The sequence below is a fragment of the Gaetbulibacter sp. M235 genome (genome assembly GCF_043876835.1).
Classification (GTDB): Bacteria; Bacteroidota; Bacteroidia; order Flavobacteriales; family Flavobacteriaceae; genus Yeosuana.
In genome coordinates this window covers 38886-56013 of record NZ_JBAWJZ010000008.1, presented here as the reverse complement: position 1 = coordinate 56013, position 17128 = coordinate 38886, and the positions used below count along the sequence as shown (strand labels likewise).

The 17128-nt window shown below is 32.4% G+C and carries 12 protein-coding genes; 7 read left to right on the top strand and 5 right to left on the bottom strand.

Features of this window, described 5'->3' with window-relative positions; all coding sequences use genetic code 11:
* Positions 1–13 precede the first annotated feature (13 nt).
* Positions 14–436: an OsmC family protein gene (locus V8G69_RS13070; protein ID WP_394882469.1), complete on the bottom strand. Its 423-nt coding sequence runs from the start codon at positions 434–436 to the stop codon at positions 14–16.
* Positions 437–611: 175 nt separating this feature from the next.
* Between V8G69_RS13070 and V8G69_RS13065 the strand changes: the two genes are divergently transcribed.
* Positions 612–1277, top strand: a complete 666-nt coding sequence (locus tag V8G69_RS13065) for a peptidoglycan recognition family protein (protein WP_394882468.1) — start codon at positions 612–614, stop codon at positions 1275–1277.
* A 1-nt stretch (position 1278) separates the two neighbouring features.
* Positions 1279–2742 (top strand): M14 metallopeptidase family protein, encoded by a 1464-nt coding sequence (locus V8G69_RS13060; protein WP_394882466.1) that lies wholly within the window; start codon positions 1279–1281, stop codon positions 2740–2742.
* Positions 2743–2748: 6 nt separating this feature from the next.
* Here the strand turns inward: V8G69_RS13060 and V8G69_RS13055 are convergent, their stop codons facing one another.
* Positions 2749–4014, bottom strand: a complete 1266-nt coding sequence (locus V8G69_RS13055) for a D-alanyl-D-alanine carboxypeptidase (protein ID WP_394882465.1) — start codon at positions 4012–4014, stop codon at positions 2749–2751.
* A 9-nt stretch (positions 4015–4023) separates the two neighbouring features.
* Positions 4024–4773, bottom strand: coding sequence for a DeoR/GlpR family DNA-binding transcription regulator (locus tag V8G69_RS13050; protein WP_394882463.1), 750 nt, complete (start codon positions 4771–4773; stop codon positions 4024–4026).
* A gap of 125 nt (positions 4774–4898) precedes the next feature.
* On the opposite strand from V8G69_RS13050, the gene V8G69_RS13045 reads away from it, so the two are divergent.
* The 4 genes from V8G69_RS13045 (at position 4899) to V8G69_RS13030 (ending at position 14358) form a co-directional block, all read left to right on the top strand.
* The gene (locus V8G69_RS13045) at positions 4899–8033 is read left to right on the top strand and encodes a SusC/RagA family TonB-linked outer membrane protein (protein WP_394882462.1); all 3135 of its coding nucleotides are present in this window, start codon (positions 4899–4901) and stop codon (positions 8031–8033) included.
* Between the two features lie 11 nt (positions 8034–8044).
* On the top strand, positions 8045–9529 hold the full coding sequence (locus tag V8G69_RS13040; RefSeq protein ID WP_394882461.1) for a SusD/RagB family nutrient-binding outer membrane lipoprotein: 1485 nt from the start codon (positions 8045–8047) through the stop codon (positions 9527–9529).
* 265 nt (positions 9530–9794) lie between these two features.
* Positions 9795–12842 carry a SusC/RagA family TonB-linked outer membrane protein gene (locus V8G69_RS13035; protein WP_394882459.1) on the top strand — a complete coding sequence of 1016 codons (3048 nt, stop codon included), beginning with the start codon at positions 9795–9797 and terminating at the stop codon, positions 12840–12842.
* A gap of 10 nt (positions 12843–12852) precedes the next feature.
* Positions 12853–14358, top strand: coding sequence for a SusD/RagB family nutrient-binding outer membrane lipoprotein (locus V8G69_RS13030; RefSeq protein ID WP_394882458.1), 1506 nt, complete (start codon positions 12853–12855; stop codon positions 14356–14358).
* 63 nt (positions 14359–14421) lie between these two features.
* Here V8G69_RS13030 and V8G69_RS13025 read toward each other — a convergent pair whose 3' ends face one another.
* On the bottom strand, positions 14422–15447 hold the full coding sequence (locus tag V8G69_RS13025) for an aminotransferase class I/II-fold pyridoxal phosphate-dependent enzyme (RefSeq protein ID WP_394882456.1): 1026 nt from the start codon (positions 15445–15447) through the stop codon (positions 14422–14424).
* Complete coding sequence (locus tag V8G69_RS13020; RefSeq protein WP_394882455.1) at positions 15448–16464, bottom strand: dipeptide epimerase; 1017 nt, start codon at positions 16462–16464, stop codon at positions 15448–15450. It lies immediately after the preceding gene.
* Positions 16465–16533: 69 nt separating this feature from the next.
* Between V8G69_RS13020 and V8G69_RS13015 the strand changes: the two genes are divergently transcribed.
* Positions 16534–17124: a carboxymuconolactone decarboxylase family protein gene (locus V8G69_RS13015; protein ID WP_394882454.1), complete on the top strand. Its 591-nt coding sequence runs from the start codon at positions 16534–16536 to the stop codon at positions 17122–17124.
* The last annotated feature ends 4 nt before the right edge of the window (positions 17125–17128 follow it).

Sequence of the window (17128 nt, the reverse complement as noted above, 5' to 3'; positions counted from 1 at the left end):
TACTGCTTTAGGATTATTGATTGTGAAAAAGGGTCTTAATATTTAATTCTGCAAACTGACGAAACATCTCCATAACTCCACAGTACTTTTCTACTGATAAATCAACCGCTTTTTGAAGTTTTTCTTCTTTCAGTTCCTTTCCAAAAAAATGAAACTCCATGGTTACCTTATCGTAAAACTTTGGGTGTTCTTCAGTAAGATTGGCGTCTATTTCAATTTTAAAATCATCAACTTTTAACTTCATCTTTTTTATTAAAGACGCAACATCTAAGCCTGAACATCCTGCAAGTGCAGACAACATCAAAGCTTTTGGTCTGTACCCTTCTCCATGTCCATCATTTTCTGGCCCAGCATCTATAAATAAATTATGCCCTGATGGATTAGTGCTTTCAAACTTCATGTTGCCTTTCCAGATTGTTGTAATATGAATTGACATTTCTATTATTTTTTAATTTTTACTTATCAAAAATACTATATATATACTTAAAACAAACATCATACAAGTTTACATTTGTACAATTTTAACAGATGTTTTATAATTATAAATTTATATCTTTAAATTTCGTTTAGCTTTCTCAATATAAGTATTAATAAAAGTCAAATTCTTCTATATGAAATATTTTACTATTTGCTTAAGTCTGTTTCTATTGTTTTCGTGTGGTACTTCAAAAAAAATTGTTTCAAAACCTGTTGTTTTTGATGACCAAAGAAAACAGTTAACCTTAGAATATCTTGATAATCGTTACGGTTTAAAACAAGAGTCACCAACTATTACTCCAAAAATGATTGTATTACATTGGACGGCTATTCCAACTTTTGAAAAAACATTTGAGGCTTTCAATAGTTCAACTATACCTAATCAGAGGCCAGATATTAAATCTGTAAGCGGATTAAACGTGTCGTCTCAATTTGTAGTAGATCAAGACGGAACTATTTATAGTTTGATGCCAGAAACAACCATGGCAAGACATGTTATTGGTTTAAATTATTGTGCCATTGGTGTTGAAAATGTTGGTGGAACAAAGGATATGCCTTTAACAAAAAGGCAAATAAAGGCTAATATTTGGTTGGTAAAATACCTTGCTAAAAAATACAATATTGAATATTTAATTGGTCATTATGAATACACAAATTTTGAAGGAACAGATTTATGGTTAGAAAAAGACTCCAATTACAGAACAGAAAAAACTGATCCGGGTGAAGATTTTATGATAGCCGTAAAAAAAGGAGTTAAAGGACTTCACTTAAAATATGCACCTAAAAAATTCAGTATTTAACATGAAACACATTTTAGTATTTTTAGTATTGTTAATTACAACATCTGTTGTTGGCCAAGACAATGATATTACCTCTAATTTATACGAAACTTACAACAAGTATAAAGAGCCTACAATAAGCAAAAGGCGCATAAAACATAAAGATTTACAGCCACTAATTGCAAAACTTAAAAGCAATTCAAAATATACCGTTAAAAAAGTAGGTCGGTCTATTGAAGGTAGAGATTTAACCTTAATTAGTATTGGTTCGGGGAAAACCAATGTGTTTTTATGGTCTCAAATGCATGGAGATGAACCTACTGCAACACAAGCTATTTTTGATATTTTTAATTTCTTTAATAGTCCAGATTTTTTAGAAGAAAAGGAAGCTATTTTAAGCAATGTAACGCTTCACTTTTTGCCTATGCTAAATCCTGATGGCGCTGAAAAATTTACACGTAGAAATGCTTTGGGAGTTGATATGAATAGAGATGCTGTAAGTTTACAATCGCCAGAAAGTCAAACTTTAAAACGTATAAGAGATAGCCTCAATGCTGATTTTGGATTTAACTTACATGATCAAAGTACCTATTATAACGCAGAGCACACAGATAAACCTGCAACTATTTCATATTTAGCACCTGCATACAATTACGAAAAAGATATAAATGAAGTACGCGCAAATGCTATGAAAGTTATTGTTTTCATGAATAGTATCATTCAAAAATATGCACCTGGTCAAGTAGGTAGATATGATGATGCTTTTGAGCCAAGAGCTTTTGGCGATAACATTCAAAAATGGGGAACAAGTGCCATTTTAATTGAATCTGGAGGATATAAAAATGACAAAGAGAAACAGGAAATCAGACGCTTGAATTACGTTTCAATTCTGTCTGCTATTTACAGTATTGCCAAAGAAAATTATAAAAGTATTACCATTGATGACTATGAAAAAATCCCTGAAAATGATCGAAAATTATTTGATTTAAAAATCATTGGGGCAACGTACAATTTATTAAACCATGATTATAAAATCGACCTTGGTATTAATCTTTTAGAAATGGATAATGATACCCATTCTAGCTATTACAATATAGCAAAAGTTATGGACCAAGGTGATTTATCGACCTATTATGGCTATAACACTTTTGATGCCAGTGGTTATAAAATTGTTGAAGGGAAAGTGTATCCAAAAACATTCAAGTCTGTTGATGACATTTCAAATATTGATGTTTTTGAGCTTTTAAAATCCGGCTATACTTATTTGCAAATAGATGAATTGCCTAAAAATAAAAAAGACACATCTATACCAATAAATTTAATCAAAACAGGCTATAAGGTGCCTAAGCTTGTATTAATGCCTGGAGCTAATTCTACATTTCTGTTACAAAAAGGAAATACTATTGAATTTGCCGTTATTAATGGTTTCCCTATTAATTTAAAAACAAAAGAAAGTCATTTTAAAAATGCCTTGATTTATAAATAATCGGGTTTAGTAATTATCACGAAGTAGTTCAAAAACAGATTGCATTCTCTTTTTTACTTCATTGGTAGGTGTTTTATAATGATTATTCATGAAACTAAAAATTAATGTTTCTCCTGAATTTGTTACTAAGTAACCGCTAAGTGAATAATTATTGCCAACAGTTCCTGATTTAGCATGAATATACGGATTTGAAACACCTGAATAATATTTTTTTAATGTGCCAGATTCACCTCCAACTGGGAACAAATTATATAAGCGTTCTTTAGGAATTTCGTCATACAACTTTGACAGTACTTGGACAAAAGATGTTGGTGTAAATAAATTATATCTACTTAATCCAGAACCATCTACCCAACGAGGTTTTTGCTTTAAATCCTTAAGTTGATTGTTTAAAACATAGTCTCTCATTTTACTTGAACTCAAAGTATCAGACAAAGTTGAAGATGCCATAATTAATATTTGTTCCGCTAAAAAATTATCACTTACTAGCATCATTCTTTTATACAGTGTATCTGATGGAACACTGTATGCAATATGTTCCATCTTTTCTCCAGAATAATTAGACAAGACAACTTTATTTGGTAATATGTCATTCCATAATTTAGACACTAACATGGTATCAATTACCATAGGAACTTCTATAGTATCTCTTTCCTTTGTATTATAATAAAAAGAGTTTTCGTTATAACTTCTATGTTTTTCATTTTCAGAAAATTGAATATCTTCTTTTAAAATACTTGGAGTACTTTGTAAACTATCATTATTACTTATTGTAACAACATTTCCATACATTGGAAAACTGGTTCGTTCTGGACTAAAATACGTGTAGTAATCTTCCCAAGCCCAACCTGGTCCAAATTTGTCATCCGATAAATTATTCAAAACCAAATTTACTTTTTTATAATTTTTGGCCATTTTTAAAGCGGTGCTGTCATTAAAAAAAGTGTGCAAAAAAGCAGGGTTTCCAGTTCCTAAAATAGTAATAGTGTCGTTTTGAATTGTGTACTTAAATGCTGGGATTTGTTCTGGTAATGTGTGTAAAGCTGTATATAGTGTAAATATCTTAGTGTTGCTAGCTGGAGTAAAATACTTGTCAGCGTTATATTTAAATACGGTGTCGTGAGTTTTAGGATTGTAAACCAATAGTCCGGTAAATTGATTGTTGTAAAAACTATCATTGAAACTTTTGGTTATATTTTTAGAAATATAGGCTGATTTACAACTAAATAAAGCAGAGATAAAAAGAGTTAATAAAAGTAATTTTCTAAACATTATTTAAAGTTAAATGATAGTTATGTCAATGGCCTTTAATTCGTTAAAAATTTTATTACCAGGGTCAATATCAGAAACAATAACATCAATTTTTTCAATAGGAACAACAGTATATCTTTTAGCTGTCATTATTTTAGTACTAATACACATAACTACCACATAATTAGATGCGTGTATCATGCTATCCTTAATTCGAGATACTTCCCAGTCGGGTTCTGTTAATCCTTTTGTAATATCTATACCTTCTGTACCCATAAAGCAAATATCAGCGCTTATATGATAAATTGAATTTACCAAATCTACACCAACAGTTACTTGAGCCGCTTTATTTAATTTTCCTCCAATAAAAATAACTTCTATTAAAGGATGATGAGATAGTTCTGCCGCAATAGGCAAGCTATAAGTATAAACTGTCGCATTAATTTCTGGAGGAATAATTTTGGCCAATTCTAAATTAGTTGAGCTTCCGCTCATAATAATGACTTGACCATCACGAATTAGTTTTACAGCTTTTTGTGCAATCTTCTTTTTTTCTTCAATATCAGCAACGCTTCTTTCATCATAAGATAATGCTCTGTTCTCTTTTAATAAAGCTCCTCCGTGTACTTTATATATTAAATTCTTAGACTCAAGTTCTTTTAAATCTCTTCGTATAGTATCTTCTGAAACCAGCAATTCTTCGCTTAATTTAATAGATAAAACCGTTTTATTTAGTTTTAACTTATCTAAAATTATTTGATGTCTCTCATGTTTTAACATATTCCTTAAATAATATTTTATAAATATGCGATAAACAAATTAATTTTGCAAAAAAAATGCATAAACACGCTAAAAACTGCATTATTTTACTATTTTTGGATATCTAACAATTCAAATTCAACCATATGAAAAAAAAAACTACCCTTTCTTTTCTTGTTTTTTTTACAGCTGCTTTTAGTTTATTGTTTTCGCAAAACATAACTGTAAGCGGTACTGTTACTGACGCTTCAAGCGTTCCGTTACCAGGTGTAAATATTCAAGTTAAAGGATCCAAAATTGGAACTTCAACAGATTTTGATGGAAATTATAAAATTTCAGCAAGTCAAGGTGATGTATTAATTTTTTCCTTCTTAGGCTTTAAAACTAAAGAAGTAACTGTAGAAGGTGCTTCTTTAAATTTGAGTTTAGAAGAAGATGCAAGTAAACTGGACGAAGTAGTTGTTACTGCTTTTGGAATTCAAAGAGAAACTAGAGAGCTAGGTTACTCTGTAACTCAAGTTAAAACAGAAGATATTAATCTTTCTGGACAATCAAATGCTATTGCAGGTTTACAGGGTCGAGTAGCTGGTGTACAAATCAGTCAGACTTCTGGTTCATCTGGTGGAGGTATAGATATCTTGATTAGAGGTGTGACCTCTATGAACCCCGACAGAGACAATCAACCTCTTATTATTGTTGATGGTTTAGCTTTAAATAATGACACATTCTCAGGGAGTGTTCTTCCTAGTGCAGGATCAAACTCGCCAAGTAGCTCAGAGCAGTTCTCATTTTCAAATAGAGCTGCTGATATTAACCCAGAAGATATTGAAAGCTTCAACGTGTTAAAAGGTGCCGCCGCAACTGCATTATATGGTGTAAGAGCTGCAAATGGAGCAATCATAATAACGACTAAAAAAGGTAAAAGTGGTAAAGCTAAAGTAGGAATAACTGCTTCTACCTCTTTTAGAAACATAAACAAAACGCCTGAGTTACAAACAACCTATCGTGAAGGATTTGGTGGTTTGCCAAGAGCGTTATATACCCCAGAAACTGAAAGCGGTTTTACGCGATTAGGTGGAACTGTTTTTTATGCTTGGGGACCAAAATTTTCTGATGACTCAGCTACTTTAGCAGATGGAACAGTAGTTGACTTAACTGGGGACAAATTTTATAGTCCATATGATTTATTTAGAACTGGCATTAACACACAAGTTAACTTTAACATAAGTGGAGCCAATGAAAAATTAGATTATTTCTTTTCTGTAGGTAATGATAGTGAAGAAGGTGTGTTACCGAATACAGATTATGATAAAACAACTCTTAGATTTAAGAGTGGTTATAAAGCAACTGATAATTTTAATATAAACACGTCGATTGCTTATACCAATGCTGGAGGTAACAGAGCAAACGGTGGTGATAAATCTGTATTTAGTTCATTATCTTATTATGCTGGTACATTCCCAATTAATGATTATCAAAACGCTGATGGTTCTCAACGTAACTATTCTTTTGGAGTTATTGACAATCCAAGATATTTCTTAGAAAAAAGTCCTTTAAAGGATGATGTAAACAGATGGGTTGGAAATATAACTTTAAATTGGGCTCCAAAAGACTGGATCAATGTTACCTATGCCGCACAAGTTGATAATTATTCTGATAAAAGAAATCGTTTTGTTGCACCAGATTTAGATACTGGTACCCAAGTTGGAGGATTTATTGTAAATCAAAATATCAACTTTTTGGCTTTAGAGTCAAACTTATTAGTGGCTTTAACTAAAGATTGGTCTGACGATTTAAAAACAACCTTAACTTTAGGAAACCAAGTATCCGATTCAAAACGTGATTACTCATTTATAAGAGGAGAAACCTTAAACGTTCCTGGTATTAACGAATTAGCTAATACCATAAATACATTTGCCGGTAATGATATTACACAATTAAGAAATGTTGGTGTTTTTGGTGAATTAAAAATTGATTATAAAAACAAATTATTTTTAACTGTTACTGGTAGAAATGACTGGATTTCAACACTTCCAAAAGATAATCGTTCTTTCTTTTATCCATCTGTAAGTTTAGCTTATGATGTTCATGATTTGTTTGATAAAGACAGTAACTTCTTTACATTTGGTAAATTAAGAGCATCTTGGGCAGAAGTTGGAAAAGGACCTCTTTTTGGACAAGTAGGGCACTATTTTATTGTTGATGGCAATTTCCCTTTTGGTGGTGCTGGTGGTTATAGATCAAGTACCGCACTAGGAGATACCAACATAAAACCAGAAAGAAACCGTTCTACCGAAATTGGTGCTGATTTACGTTTCTTTAAAAACAGAGTACGTTTAGATTATGCATATTATAAAACAAGAGTAAAAGATCAAATATTTACTCAAGGTACTGCTTATTCAACAGGTTTATCTGGAATTGTAAGAAACGCAGGAGATTTTGAAACATTTGGCCATGAACTTTTAATATCAGCAGATATCATTAAAAATGAAAACTTTACTTGGGAAACCACTTTAAACTGGTCTACTAATGAAGGTAAAGTATTATCATTGCCAGATGATATTGAAAGTTTAATCTTTGCAGATTCTGGTTTTGCCGGAGTTACCTCTGAAATTAGAGATGGTGATAAAATGGGAACCTTATATGGCTATAAATGGCGTTATGAAAATGGACAACGTTACATTGATGCTAATGGTTACCCAGTTATAGATACTTCAGAAAAAGTAAAAGTAGGAAATGCATTCCCTGACTTTATTGCGTCTATAGGCAACAATTTTACCTATAAAAACTTCAGCTTTAATTTCTTGCTTGAGTGGAAAAAAGGAGGCGACTTGTACGACGCTGGAAGACGAAACTCTATTAGAAATGGTATTTTAAAATCTGTTGAATTAAGAGATGAAATGGTAGTTTTAGATGGTGTTATGGACGATGGTAGTGGCGGTTTTGTACCAAACACAACTGAAGCTTTGATTGATGCTAACTATTATAGAAATTCAAATCGATACAACAGAGCAGCAGAAATTTTGGTTCAGGATGCTTCTTGGGTTAAACTACGTAACATTGGTCTTTCTTACAACTTTAAAGGGAACATCCTAAAAACGTTACATGTAGATAATTTATCTGTGTCTGCAAGTGCTCAAAACATCTTGATATGGACACCATGGGATGGATATGATCCTGAAGGAAACCAATACAGCGCAGGTAGTAATGTCTATGGGTTTACTGGTTTAAGTACACCAATAAGCGAGAGTTATTCATTCAGTGTTAAATTAGGATTTTAAAAAAACATAAAATGATGAAAAAATATATAGCAAAAACAATAATTATAGGATTGCTTATCATTGGCTTTACTGGATGTAGTGATAGTTACTTTGACGTAAATACACCATCTGGAACGGCGCAACCAGAGCAATTAAGAATGAGAGATTTACTGGCTCCAGTAATATACCGTACTATGGCTGGGCAGTATTCGGCTGAACAAACTTTTGGTAATTACACCCAATACTTTGTTGGACAAGGTGGAACAGCTTCTGGCGAAACAACAGCAGCTGGCCTTTGGTCAAATATCTATTTATATGCTTTGCCAAACTTAATAACACTTAAAGAAAAAGCTGCTGAAGAAGGAGCCATTCATTATGCAGCTGTAGCAGATATTTTAACAGCTATCAATCTTGGTATTGCAACTGACACATGGGATAATATTCCTTATTCCGAAGCTTCTATGGGAGAAGATGGTTTACTCTTCCCTTCCTTTGATAATCAAGAATCTATTTATAATAAAATCTTCTCTTTATTAGATAGCGCAATTACAGCTTTAGAAACTACTGACACGTCTGGCGTTGAACCTGGTAGTGAAGATTTAATTTATGGAGGCAATACAGATAAATGGTTACGGGCAGCATACACTTTAAAAGCGCGCTATCAATTACATTTAGTTAATAAAGGCGTTACTTCTGCAAGCGATGTTTTATCAACAATTGCTAATGGATTTACTTCAAATAGCGATGATTTCGAAATGTCATATGATGACAAGAACATCAATCCATTGTATTCTCAAGAAATTTTAGCAAGAAATACGGGTAACTTTCACAATGATATAGCAAGTCAATTTGTAAGCTCTATGAACGGTGATTATTATCCATTTGAAAGTGGCGTGGTGGAAATCGACCCAAGATTACCTATTCATGCAAAAAATGGAGGCGATGCGGAATGGAAAGGTTTTGTAAGCGGCGGTGGTGGTTTAGCACCTGATGGAACTAGTGGAAATGTTCAATTTGTTGAAGAAGGATACTATACAAGTATTGACTCTCCAATACTATTAATTAGTTATGCTGAAGCGTTATTTATTAAAGCTGAAGCTGCATTTTTAGCTAATGGAGGAACCACTACAAGTGTTGGCTCAAATACAACAGCATATACAGCCTATATGGATGGAATAGCTGCTAGTATGGATAAATTTGGAGTTGATGGATCTGATTATATGGCAGACACTTCAATTAATGTTGGAGAAGGCTCTTTAATGTTACATCATATTATGAAAGAAAAATATATTCATAATTTCATGAACACTGAAACTTTTGTAGATTTTAGACGTTATGATTTTTCTGATTCGGTATTTACTGGGTTAACCATTAGAGAAGAAGCAGATTCTGAAGGTACATATGCTGGTGAGTGGTTTACAAGAGCAACTTATCCTTCTACCGAATTAACAAGAAATGCTACTGTTACAAATGCAAATCAAAAAACTCCTGTAACTCCAGTTTGGTGGCAACAATAATATAAGTTTCTTTTCAAAATATTTTAAAAAACCTTTCTTAATTAAATTAAGAGAGGTTTTTGCTATTTCATTAATACATGTTCTATTAACAAAATATTATAATCCTATATAATTTGTTCGTTTTTAACTAAAATCCTGAATGATTTTATCTCAATAGTAAAAAAACAAAAAAAATTTTCAAAAAAATTGCAAAAAAAAGCATAAAACTGCAAAAAACTGCATATTTTTATTATTTTTGAGTATAAAACAACTCAAATTCCTTTTTATGAAAAACAAAACCATTCTCTCTTTTCTTGTTTTTTTTACAACTGCATTTAGTTTATTGTTTTCTCAAAACATAACTATTAGTGGTACTGTTTCTGACATTTCAAGCATTCCGTTGCCTGGTGTTAATATACAAGTAAAAGGCACAAACAACGGAACCTCAACTGATTTTGATGGGAAATATCAAATTTCTGCAAATCAAGGTGATGTATTAATCTTTTCTTTTTTAGGTTTTAAAACTAAAGAAGTTACAGTAAGTGGCACTTCGATAAACGTAAGCTTAGAAGAAGATGCAAGTAAATTAGACGAAATAGTAGTAACTGCTATGGGTATTAAAAAAGAAAAAAAATCTCTTGGGTATTCAGTCCAATCTATAAAAGCTGAAGGCTTAACCGATGGTAATCAAACGAGTTTAGTTAATGGTTTACAAGGAAAAATATCTGGAGTAACCGTTGTGAATTCTGGTGGAGCTCCTGGTTCATCTGCTGTTATTTTAATTCGAGGAGGTTCATCAATTACTGGTAACAACCAGCCTTTAATGATTGTAGATGGTCTTCCAATTGACAACTCTACTAGTTCAAGTTTAGAAGTAGCAAGCACCAATAGGGCTACTGATATCAATCCTGAAGATATTGAAAGTATCTCTGTTTTAAAAGGACCAGCGGCGGCAGCATTATATGGTATTCAGGCTGCTGGAGGTGCAGTAGTAATAACAACTAAAAGAGGAAAATCTGGTGTAAGTGAAGTTACCTATTCTGGTTCATTATCAATTGATAATGTTTTAGGAACTCCAGATATTCAAACTCTTTATGGTCAAGGAAATCAAATTACTGGGGCAACGGGAACAACAATTGATACTGAATCAGCTTTCTCTTGGGGAAATACTATTTCTGGCTCAAAATTTAACAATCTAAAAGATTTTTATACAACTGCCATTACTTCAAATCATACGGTAAGTTATTCTGGTGGTAATGATAAGAGTAGTTTATATTTTTCTATAGGAGATATCTCTCAAGACGGTGTTATTAAAAGCACTAGTTATGATAAAACATCCTTTAAAATTAATACAACTTCTAAAATTACTGATAACCTAACATTAGGAATTACTGGAAATTATATCACTACAAAAACAAGTAGCACAAAACAAGGTAATGCCTCTGGAGGTAGTTTTTTAAGTTTATTGTCATATCCTGCCAATGTTGATGCCAAAGATTATTTAAATGAAGATGGTTCTCAAAAAAGTTTTTTTGTAGACCAACAATTTGACAACCCATACTGGAGTGAAAAACACAGTCCCAATAAAGACAATGTACAACGCTTAATAGGAGCAATAAATTTAAATTACAACTTTTTAAACGATTTTAATCTTAACTATAAGTTGGGAATAGATAATTACACCCAATTCAATAAAAAGATAACTGGTGATGGCTCGCTTATTGAAAACAGAGAAGATGGTTATATTAGTCAGTATGAGAGTGATAGTAAGAGATTGAATTCAAACTTATTATTGACTTATCAAAAAAATATAACAGAAGATTTTTCTGTAAATGCATTATTAGGAAACTCTGTAGAAGAGTTTGATGCTAGAACAGTATATACTTATGGAGATGGTTTTCAAGCACCAGGAATATATAGTATAGGAAACGTTTTAAAAGAAAATCAAAGTATTTCCGAATTGATTACTAGAAAACGCATTGTAGGTGTTTTTGGAGAATTAAAATTAGGATGGCAAAATGCACTATTCTTAACTGCTACAGGAAGAAATGACTGGAGTTCTACATTGCCTAAAGATAAGAGATCGTTCTTTTATCCATCAATAGGTTTATCTGCTGTTATCACCGATTTGTTTAAAAATGCTGGCAATGATATTACATCTTCAAATGGTTTAACTTATTTGCAACTTAGATCTACTTGGGCTAAAGTTGGTAAAGATGCTCCAATAGGTGCACTAGAAAGCTCTTTAGGCACCAATATAAATGGCTTAGCAAGTTCAGCATATACCTATAATGGTGTAAATGTGGGAAATCCGCTTTTAGAACCAGAATTTACAAAAAGTTTTGAGATAGGTTTTGACATGCGTTTATTTGAAAGCAGAGTAGGTTTAGATTTCACGTACTATAAAAGTAAATCAGAAAACCAAATATTAAGAGATATAAGGGTTCCTCCAACAACAGGTACTTTTTATGCGACATTAAATGGTGGTTCTATCACAACTAGTGGTTTAGAAGCTTTACTTTCTATTAAAGTCTTACCTCCATCTTCTGCTTTTACTTGGAATGTTGATTTAAATTTTGGTGCAAACACTAGTAAAGTTAATGAATTACCCGGCTTCCTTAATGAAGTTTATTTATCTGATTCTTGGACATTCAACTCAACTGCCGCAGGTGCAGCTATTTTAGATGGTTCTCTATTTGGTTTAAGAGGTTATAGGCCACAAAAAAATGATAATGGAGAAGTTGTCATTAACTCTAATGGCCTACCAACTTTGGTACAAGAAACATACGATAATGTAGACCGTATGCCAGATTGGACTTTAGGAATCACCAATACTTTTAAGTATAAAGATTTTCGTTTGTCCTTTTTGTTAGATCTTGTACAAGGATTTGATGTATATAATGCAACTGAATCTGCATTAGTTTACTATGGTGTTAGCAAACAAACACTTAATAGAAATGAAACTATAGTTTTACCAGGTGTGGATTCAAATGGAGCTGCCAATACCGTTGCTGTTGCAATGGATCAAGCTTTTTATCAAAATTATTATTATAAAAATTCTGAGAATTTTATTGAAGACGGTTCATTTGCTCGATTAAGATATGTAACCTTTGCGTACAATTTCCCAAAAACATTACTTGATAAAATGTCATTATCTTCATTAGAACTATCAGTTACTGGAAGAAATTTATTTACTATAACAAATTATAGTAGCGTTGATCCCGAGGTAAATACTTTTGGTGCTGGAATTGCTGGTGCAGGATCGATGTCTATAGATAATTTAGGAACACCTAACACAAAAGGTGTTGATTTTGGTTTAAAAGTTAGATTCTAAAAATAAAAATATGAAACTATATAAATATATAATATTATTTACAATAGCCTTAGCTACTTCGTGTAGCGATGACTATTTTGATGTAAACAGTTCTGAAACTAAACCTACAACAACGTCACTACCTCCTCAGTTTAGAATACAAGGCGCAATAGAAAACACTACAGGTACAGCGTTGTATAGAGGTGCTCGAGAAATTTTAGCAGTTACTCAATATGGTGCTTGGAGCACAGCTGCATATTATTCAGATTCTTGGACTTCTGCTGGTACTTCGTTTGTAACAGGTCGTTATTTTCTTTGGCAAAATGCCTATGTATACGCATTGCCAAACACAGCAGACCTTATTGTTTTAGGTAAAAAATATAATGCCCCTAACTATGTGGCTGTGGGTAAAATTTTACGAGCCTTTATTTTTGGGTTAACTACGGATCAATATGGAGATATTGTTATAAACGACACCTATGATGGAGAATCTACAATGAATATTACTCCTAAATTTAATACACAAAAAGAAGCGTATCAAACAATCCTTAACTATTTAGACGAAGCCATTGCTGAATTAGATGAGCCTAGTGATATTGGGTTAAATGATGAAGGCGGAGATGTTCTTTATGGTGGTGACCATGAAAAATGGAAAAAATTTGCATATGCCCTTAAAGCTAGATACTTAAACCACTTAAGTAAAAAAGCAAGTGGTGACATGGCTTATGATACAGATGCTATTTTAACAGCATGTAATTTAGCTATTAATTCTAATACTGTGAATGCTCAACAAAATTTTTCTGGTGGAACTGCTGAAAACGAAAGACAACCATTTGCAGTTGGTGGTTATGGATCATCAAGATTTAAGTACTTTTCAACCTTTTTTGTTAACATGTTGAAAAACCCTTTAAATTTATCTGTTCCTGTTGAAGATCCAAGATTAACATTAATAGTTCCTCAAGCTGTAAATGGCGGATATGTTGGACTACCTGTTGGGCAAGGTTTAAATGGTGTTTCTGGTGCTAATTATTCTACAGGGAATGGTGGCTTTTATACAGTTCCAACATCACCTACTTATATGATGGTTTATAGCGAGGTTAAATTTATTGAAGCTGAAGCTGAATTTAGAAGTGGTGACTTGCCGGGTGCTTATGCTTCTTTTAAAGAAGGGGTTCAAGCCGATCTTGAAAAAGTTGGAGTAGATGCTACAGCATCTGCTGCATATTTAGCATTATTAGACACTGAAGTTGGCTCAACTAATATTAGTTTATCACATATTATGGTTCAAAAATATATTTCTAATGTATTGAACCCAGAAACATGGGTTGATATGAGAAGAATGGATTATAGTTCAGATATTTACCCTGGCTTACAACGTCCGGTTAATGTAAACCTAGACATCTTCCCAAATGATGATGATTGGATTCAAGCAGTTCCATATGAATACAATGAAGAAGATAGAAATTATGAGAATATGCCTAACAATGATCCTTATGTTAGAATGACAACTCCTGTTTGGTGGAATACACCTAGTTAAACATAAAATTCAAAAAAGTAATTTAAAAAACCCGCTTAAAATTTAAGCGGGTTTTTTTATTTATCAATATATTTTTAATACTTGCTTGAGGTTTTCTAAATCTTCCTTAGTATGATTAGCAGTAATAACAATTCTATTCATTAAACCTTTATAATTTGGATACTTAAAGTTTGTTATGATGATATTGTTGTTGAATAAATCCTTGTAAAAGTTTTTATCATTACAGTAAATAATAGGATAATTTTTGTTGAAAGTAAATGACGAATTAAGATTTAAATCTTTAAACAAAAATTCTAAATTTTCTTTAAGTTTTTGTTGTTGAACCTTAATTAAATCTTGAGATAGCAAATAAGCTTCTAAATAAGCTGCATTAGCACATGAAGACGAAATAAAAAGCTCTTCTTTTTTTATTGAGTCAATAAATTTTTTGTCTGAAGCTATAATTCCTCCAGACAAACCTAGCGCTTTACCCAACGATGATATCATTATTTTTCTTACTAATTTCTCATTTGGAATTGTATTGAAAATACCTTTCCCATTTTTTCCAACAATACCCAAGCTATGGGATTCATCAACAACAAGCGTTATTCTTTTTTTTGAGGAAATATCATTTAAAAAATCAAATGATGTAGGCTTAACTTCTAAAGCCAAAACAGAATCTGCTGTAATAACTATATTTTCCTCAAGATTATTAAGTAAGCTAGGGTTTAATTTATCATCTATAAATAGAGGCAAACTATTGTTATGCAAAATTGCCGGATGTGTTTTTGGATAATGATAAAACACATAGTCAGATTTTGATAAATATTCTAAAATTAATCTTCCTGCTAATGTCCCAGACGAAGTTGTTACAGAATCTTCTGTTCCTATTTGTTTGGCAAAAAAATCTTCAACTCTGTTAAAAACAGATAATTTAATATTAGAATTTCTTGAGCTTCCATAAAATGATCCCCATTTAAGAAGACATTGAGTCAAAGTGCTTTGAAAATCTCGATTTGTAGGAAGCCCTAAATAGGCAGTCCCACCAAAATACAAATAATCTTTTCCTTCTACTTGTATGGTTCTATCGGGAAAACGTTCTACAATCATTTATAGTCCAATTAAAGAAACTCCCGTTCCGTTTAAAGAACTATATTCCGTTTTTCCATATGTAATGGTAACACCTTTAGCAATATCTTCAGCTAACAAAAGTGCTCCATCCATATCAACATAATTCAATAAAGGAAGCAAATGTGCGATTGCAGAAATACCAACCGATGATTCTGTCATACATCCTACCATTCTTTTCATTCCCAAATCTTTTGCATGGATTAACATCCTTCTTGCCGAAGTTAAACCTCCACATTTAACTAACTTAACATTTATCCCATGGAAATGGTTATGGCATTTAGCAACATCTGCTTCAACTTGACAGCTTTCGTCAGCAATAACAGGTAATACAGATTTTAGAAATACTTCTCGATGTGCATCCCAGTTGTCTGCTTTCATGGGTTGTTCTAAAAATTCAACACCAAGTTTTTTTAAAGCAATCGCATTTTTAATGGTTTCATCAACGGTCCATCCACAATTGGCATCAATTCTAAAAATGGCATCCGTATGTTTACGTAGTTCAGTAACAATTTTAATGTCTTCTTTTGTCCCGAGTTTAATCTTATATATCGGCCATGGCAACTCTTTCATTTTAGAAACCATTTTTTCAATAGTATCTATTCCAATGGTATAATCGGTTAAAGGGTTATTTGAAATGTCATAATTCCAAAGTTCATAAAGCTTCTTCCCTTTTTTCTTTGCATATAAATCGTTATAAGCCAAATCCAAAGCACATAAAGCAAACATGTTATGTTTTAAATGCGAATACATAATATCCCAAAACTCTTCTGGAGTCTCTTTTTTAGTGCCTTCTATTATATTTTTAAGAGGCGCAATAGCATCCATCATTTTTTGAACCGTGATCCCATAATATGGGTTGGAAGTTGCTTCACCAAACCCGGAAAATTCTCCGTCTTTTAGCTCCACAATTAAATTGGGTTGTACATTATATGACTCTCTAGAAATTGTAAAAGTATGCTTTAATTTAAGTTCGAACGGCCTTAGAATAACCTCCATAAAATCTCATTTTATTAAGGCTGAAAGTTAATAAAATTATACCTTTGATTATAACAAAAACATATATTTATGGCTCTAGTTACACCACTTTCTGCAGACCATGATTTGGAAACAAAAACACTAGCAGAGTTTTTTAATGAAACTCTTGGATTTTGTCCAAATTCGGTTCTTACCATGCAAAGAAGACCCGCAATAAGTAAGGCTTTTATCAACCTAAACAAAGCTGTAATGGCTAATGAAGGCAATGTGTCATCTGCCTTAAAACGCATGATTGCTTGGGTAAGCAGTAATGCTTCCGGTTGTAGATACTGTCAAGCACATGCCATAAGAGCTGCAGAACGTTATGGTGCCGAACAAGAACAGCTTGATAACATTTGGGAATACAGAACACATCCTGCATTTAACGAAGCTGAACGTGCCGCTTTAGATTTTAGTTTAGCTGCTTCACAAATACCAAATGCTGTAGATGAAGAAATAAAGGAAAGACTTTATAAATATTGGGATGAAGGAGACATTGTTGAAATGCTTGGGGTTATCTCTTTGTTTGGATATTTAAACAGATGGAATGATTCTATGGGAACCACTATTGAAGAAGGTGCTGTTGAAAGTGGAACTCAATATTTGGGGAAACATGGTTGGGAAAAAGGAAAGCACATTTAAAACA

Excerpts from the sequence above, each read along its gene's own strand:
- V8G69_RS13070 (WP_394882469.1), bottom strand. The coding sequence starts at position 436 with ATGTCAATTCATATTACAACAATCTGGAAAGGCAACATGAAGTTTGAA.
- V8G69_RS13065 (WP_394882468.1), top strand. The coding sequence starts at position 612 with ATGAAATATTTTACTATTTGCTTAAGTCTGTTTCTATTGTTTTCGTGT.
- V8G69_RS13060 (WP_394882466.1), top strand. The coding sequence starts at position 1,279 with ATGAAACACATTTTAGTATTTTTAGTATTGTTAATTACAACATCTGTT.
- V8G69_RS13055 (WP_394882465.1), bottom strand. The coding sequence starts at position 4,014 with ATGTTTAGAAAATTACTTTTATTAACTCTTTTTATCTCTGCTTTATTT.
- V8G69_RS13050 (WP_394882463.1), bottom strand. The coding sequence starts at position 4,773 with ATGTTAAAACATGAGAGACATCAAATAATTTTAGATAAGTTAAAACTA.
- V8G69_RS13045 (WP_394882462.1), top strand. The coding sequence starts at position 4,899 with ATGAAAAAAAAAACTACCCTTTCTTTTCTTGTTTTTTTTACAGCTGCT.
- V8G69_RS13040 (WP_394882461.1), top strand. The coding sequence starts at position 8,045 with ATGATGAAAAAATATATAGCAAAAACAATAATTATAGGATTGCTTATC.
- V8G69_RS13035 (WP_394882459.1), top strand. The coding sequence starts at position 9,795 with ATGAAAAACAAAACCATTCTCTCTTTTCTTGTTTTTTTTACAACTGCA.
- V8G69_RS13030 (WP_394882458.1), top strand. The coding sequence starts at position 12,853 with ATGAAACTATATAAATATATAATATTATTTACAATAGCCTTAGCTACT.
- V8G69_RS13025 (WP_394882456.1), bottom strand. The coding sequence starts at position 15,447 with ATGATTGTAGAACGTTTTCCCGATAGAACCATACAAGTAGAAGGAAAA.
- V8G69_RS13020 (WP_394882455.1), bottom strand. The coding sequence starts at position 16,464 with ATGGAGGTTATTCTAAGGCCGTTCGAACTTAAATTAAAGCATACTTTT.
- V8G69_RS13015 (WP_394882454.1), top strand. The coding sequence starts at position 16,534 with ATGGCTCTAGTTACACCACTTTCTGCAGACCATGATTTGGAAACAAAA.